1 protein-coding gene is annotated in these 5,000 nt (G+C 70.8%); it reads left to right on the top strand.

Annotated features, from left to right (window positions below):
- Window positions 1-5,000: beta strand repeat-containing protein (locus QSG27_RS27615; protein WP_306711888.1), on the top strand; the 5,000-nt coding region annotated here is incomplete at both ends.

Here is a 5,000-nt window from a genome sequence, read left to right as displayed (position 1 = left end):
CACCTACCAGTGGTACCGGGCCGACGACACCAACGGCACCAACGCCGCCTCGATCACCGGGGCGACGAGCGCCACCTACACCCTGACCACGTCGGACGCGCACAAGTACCTGCGCGTCGTGGTGACGGCCAACGACGGAAAGGGCGGCACGCCGACGGCGACCTCGGCCTACACGGCGATCGCCAACAGCGCGCCGGTGAACAGCGTGGCGCCGAGCGTGTCGGGGACGGCGACGGTGGGCAACGCGCTGTCCACGACCAACGGCAGCTGGAGCGACCCGGACGGCGACAACCGGAGCTACACCTACCAGTGGTACCGGGCCGACGACACCAACGGCACCAACGCCGCCTCGATCACCGGGGCGACGAGCGCCACCTACACCCTGACCACGTCGGACGCGCACAAGTACCTGCGCGTCGTGGTGACGGCCAACGACGGAAAGGGCGGCACGCCGACGGCGACCTCGGCCTACACGGCCATCGCCAACAGCGCGCCGGTGAACAGCGTGGCGCCGAGCGTGTCGGGGACGGCGACGGTGGGCAACGCGCTGTCCACGACCAACGGCAGCTGGAGCGACCCGGACGGCGACAACCGGAGCTACACCTACCAGTGGTACCGGGCCGACGACACCAACGGCACCAACGCCGCCTCGATCACCGGGGCGACGAGCGCCACCTACACCCTGACCACGTCGGACGCGCACAAGTACCTGCGCGTCGTGGTGACCGCCAACGACGGAAAGGGCGGCACGCCGACGGCGACCTCGGCCTACACGGCCATCGCCAACAGCGCGCCGGTGAACAGCGTGGCGCCGAGCGTGTCGGGGACGGCGACGGTGGGCAACGCGCTGTCCACGACCAACGGCAGCTGGAGCGACCCGGACGGCGACAACCGGAGCTTCACCTACCAGTGGTACCGGGCCGACGACACCAACGGCACCAACGCCGCCTCGATCACCGGGGCGACGAGCGCCACCTACACCCTGACCACGTCGGACGCGCACAAGTACCTGCGGGTGGTGGTGACGGCCAACGACGGAAAGGGCGGCACCCCGACGGCGACCTCGGCCTACACGGCCATCGCCAACAGCGCGCCGTCGCTTGCCACGCCATCGGGCATCAGCCTGACCGACACGGTCGCGACGGACAGCTTCCCGACCCAGACGGGAACGCTCAGTTCCACCGACGCCGACGGCGACAGCCGGACCTATGGCATCACGGGCGGAGCATTGGCCAGCTTCACGCTGAACGGCGTCACCTACGACCGTTCGGTGGCGGGGACCTACGGCACGCTCTATCTGGAGAGCGCCACCGGTAAGTACGCCTATGTCCCGTCGAACAGCGCGATCAACGGACTCTCGTCCAGCATGTTGGAGAGTTTCACCGTTACGGCCACCGACGGTGTGCTCAGCGACAGCAAGTCCCTGATCGTCACCCTCGTCGGCACCAACGACGCCCCGGTGTTGAGTACGGACGTGCGCAGCCTGACCGGCATCGCCGAGGATGCCACCGGGAACGACGGCGACACCGTTGCGTCCATCCTGGCCTCCGCCGGTACGGCCGGCGACGCCGATGGCAACACGCTGGGCATCGCGATCACCGCGACCGACAACAGCAACGGGATCTGGCAGTACAAGGCCGGGTCCGGAAACTGGACCGATATCTCCGGTGTTTCGGTTGCATCGGCGCTGCTGCTCGCCAACACCGATCGGGTGCGCTTCGTGCCGAAGGCCGACTACAACGGGTCGGCGGCCAACGACATCACCTTCAAGCTGTGGGACCAGACGTCCGGCACGGCGGGGACGACGGCGGGCAACGACACCACCGCAAACGGCGGGCTGGGGGCCGGCGGCCAATTCAGCACGGCCAGCGCGACGGCGGGAATCGCCGTCACCGCGGTGAACGACGCCCCGGTGTTGAGCGATACCGTCCTGACCCTGCCGACCATTGCCCAGACGGCGGGTGTGCCCAGCGGGGCCATGGGGGTGGCGGTGTCGTCCCTGGTGGCCTTCGGCGCCAACGTCTCCGACGTGGACAGCGGAGCCGTCACTGGCATTGCGCTGGTCGGCGTGGACACTTCGGAAGGAGGCACCTGGTTCTACAGCACCGACGGCGGCGCCAACTGGACCGCGGTCGGCACGGTGAACGACAGCGGCAGCGCGCTGCTGCTGCGCACGACGGATCGTCTCTACTACCAGCCGACCGGTGCCAATGCGGGCATCCTCAACGCGGCGATCACCTTCCGCGCCTGGGATCAGACCGGCGGCACCGCCGGGACCAAGGTGGCAACCGCCGGTGGCGGCGGAACGACCGCCTTCTCGGCCGCCACGGACTCGGCCAGCCTGTCGATCTCCCCGATTTCCCCGATCAGCGCGGTGACCCTCGCGGCCGCGTCGGACACCGGCAACAGCAGCACGGACAACATCACCAAGGCGACCAGCGTCACGTTCAACGGCAGCGGCGCCAACGCCAATGCCAACGCGGCGGTGCGGCTGTACGCCAACGGTTCCCTGCTGGCGACGGTCACCGCCGACGCCTCGGGCGCCTACAGCTTCACCAACGTCGATGTGTCCGGCCTCACCGGCGCGGTCGACTTCACCGTCCGCCAGGTCATCGCCGGGATGGAAAGCCCCGACTCCGCCGTCCGGACCGTCACCTTCGATCGCATCGCGCCCACCGTCGCCATCACGGCGGTGGGGGGCGACAACGTGCTGAACGCCGCGGAAAGCGCCGTCGCCCAGACGGTGGCCGGCACCACGACGGGCGTCGAGGACGGCCAGACGGTCACGGTGACGCTGAACGGCAAGACCTACAGCACGACGGTCACGAACAACGCCTGGAGCCTGTCCGTCCCCTCCGCCGACCTGCTGGCGCTGCGGGATGGTGGAGCCTTTGCCATTACCGCCGACCTGGCGGACGTGGCGGGCAACGCCGCGGTCCAGGCGACGCGCAACGTCTCGGTCGACCGCACGGCGCCGACCATCGCCATCGCCACGGTGGCGGGCGACAACGTGTTCAATGCGGCGGACAGCGCCGTGGCCCAGAGGGTGTCGGGCGTCACCAGCGGGGTCGAGGACGGCCGGACGGTCACGGTGACGTTGAACGGCAAGACCTACAGCACGACGGTGACCAGGAACGCCTGGAGCCTGTCCATCCCCTCCGCCGACCTGCTGGCGCTGACGGATGGCAGCAAGGTCACCGTGACCGCCAGCCTCACCGATGCGGCGGGCAACCCCACCCAGGGGACCCGCAGCCTGGCGGTGGACCGCACGCCGCCTTCGGTGGTCAGCGTCACGGCTCCCCCGGCGCAGACCTATCTGCCGGGCGAGACGGTCAGCTTCTATGTCCAGCTCAGCGAAGCGGCCATCGTCAGCGGCGGCAGCCCGGTCCTGGAACTGGCGGTCGGCAGCAACATCCGGTCCGCCACCTACAACGCGGCGGGAAGCACGGGCACGCTGCTGCGGTTCGACTATGTCGTTCCGGTCGGAGACAGCGCGCCGCAGGGCGTCTCGGTCCTCGGGCTGGCGCTGAACGGTTCGACCGTCACGGACGCGGCCCAGGGGCCGCTGGTCACCGCGCTGGAGGGCGTGGGCGACACCAGCGGGGTCCTGATCGACACGCCGGTGCCGGCCAAGCCGGAGGACACGGCCCTGAGCGGCCGCTCCGACTCCGGCGCGTCGACGACCGACCGGTTGACCAACGTCACGAGGCCGACGCTGTCCGGCACCGCCGAGGCGAACGCCACGGTGACCGTGCTGGTGGACGGCAAGGCGGTGGGAACGGCGGTGGCCGACTCCAACGGCTTCTGGGTCCACCAGTTCCAGACGGCGCTGAGCGACGGGGTGCACAGCATCACGACCACGGCGACCAACCGGTTCGGCATCGTCAGCGATCCGTCCGACGCCCTGTCCGTGACGGTCGACACCGCCAAGCCGGTGACGCCCGCACCGTCGGTGACCAGCAGCACCGTCGCCGGGACGGCGTCCGGCGAGCGCATCTCCGGCATCGCCACGCCGACCCTCGGCGGAACGACGGAAGCCGGCAGCACGGTCAGCGTGCTGGTGGACGGCAAGGTCGCCGGAACGGCGGTGGCGGACGCCAGCGGCGCCTGGACCTTCCAGTTCGCGACGGCCCTGGCCGATGGCACGCACAGCGTCCAGGTTCAGGCCACCGACCGGGCCGGCAACGTCAGCGAAGCGTCGGCGGCCACCACCCTGATCATCGACACCACGCCGCCGGCGGCCCCGACCGTGACGCTGAACACCACCGCCGGCAGCACGCCGGTGGTGCAGGGCACCGCCGAGGCGAACAGCCTCGTCACCGTGACGGTCAACGGACAATCGGTGGGCACGGCGCGGGCCAGCGCGACCGGCGCCTGGCAGCTTGCCCTGGCCGCCGATCTGGGGATCGGCAGCCACACCATCTCGGCCAAGGCGAGCGACGCCGTGGGCAACACGGGCAGCAGCGGCACGACCACCCACACGGTGGCTCCGCCGCCGCCGGTCGTGACGGCTGCCGCCTCCACCGGCAACACGACGACCGCGGCGTCCACGTCCACGGCGGCGACGACCGCCGCCGGGACCGGGACCACGCAGACGACCGGGCCGACTCTGGGAACCGCCCCGACCCTGCCGGGTCTGCAGACCAGCAGCGACGCGGGCCGTGTCATCACCAGCTCGTCGATCGGCAGCGGGAGCGCCGCGGGCGGCGGCAACAGCAGCACGGACGCCGGACGCTCGATCACCATCAGCAACATCGGCAATTCGACCAGCAGCGACGCCGGGCGTTCCATCACCATCTCCGCCATGGGCGGCGCCCCGTCCAGCGGCGGGTCGGCCAGTTCCTCCAACGCGGTTCTGAGCGGCAATGCGGCCAGCTCCGGCGGCGCCGGGTTGAGCGGTGTCGTCAGCGGCGGCGGTGGCCTGGGCAGCGGCCTGGGCAGCGGCTTGGGCGGTGGTCTGGGCGGTGGTCTGGGCGGCGCGTCGGGGTTCGGCGGCACCG

It is taken from the genome of Azospirillum isscasi, assembly GCF_030849505.1.
Lineage (GTDB): Bacteria > Pseudomonadota > Alphaproteobacteria > Azospirillales > Azospirillaceae > Azospirillum > Azospirillum isscasi.
This window is presented reverse-complemented; position numbering and strand designations above follow the sequence as displayed.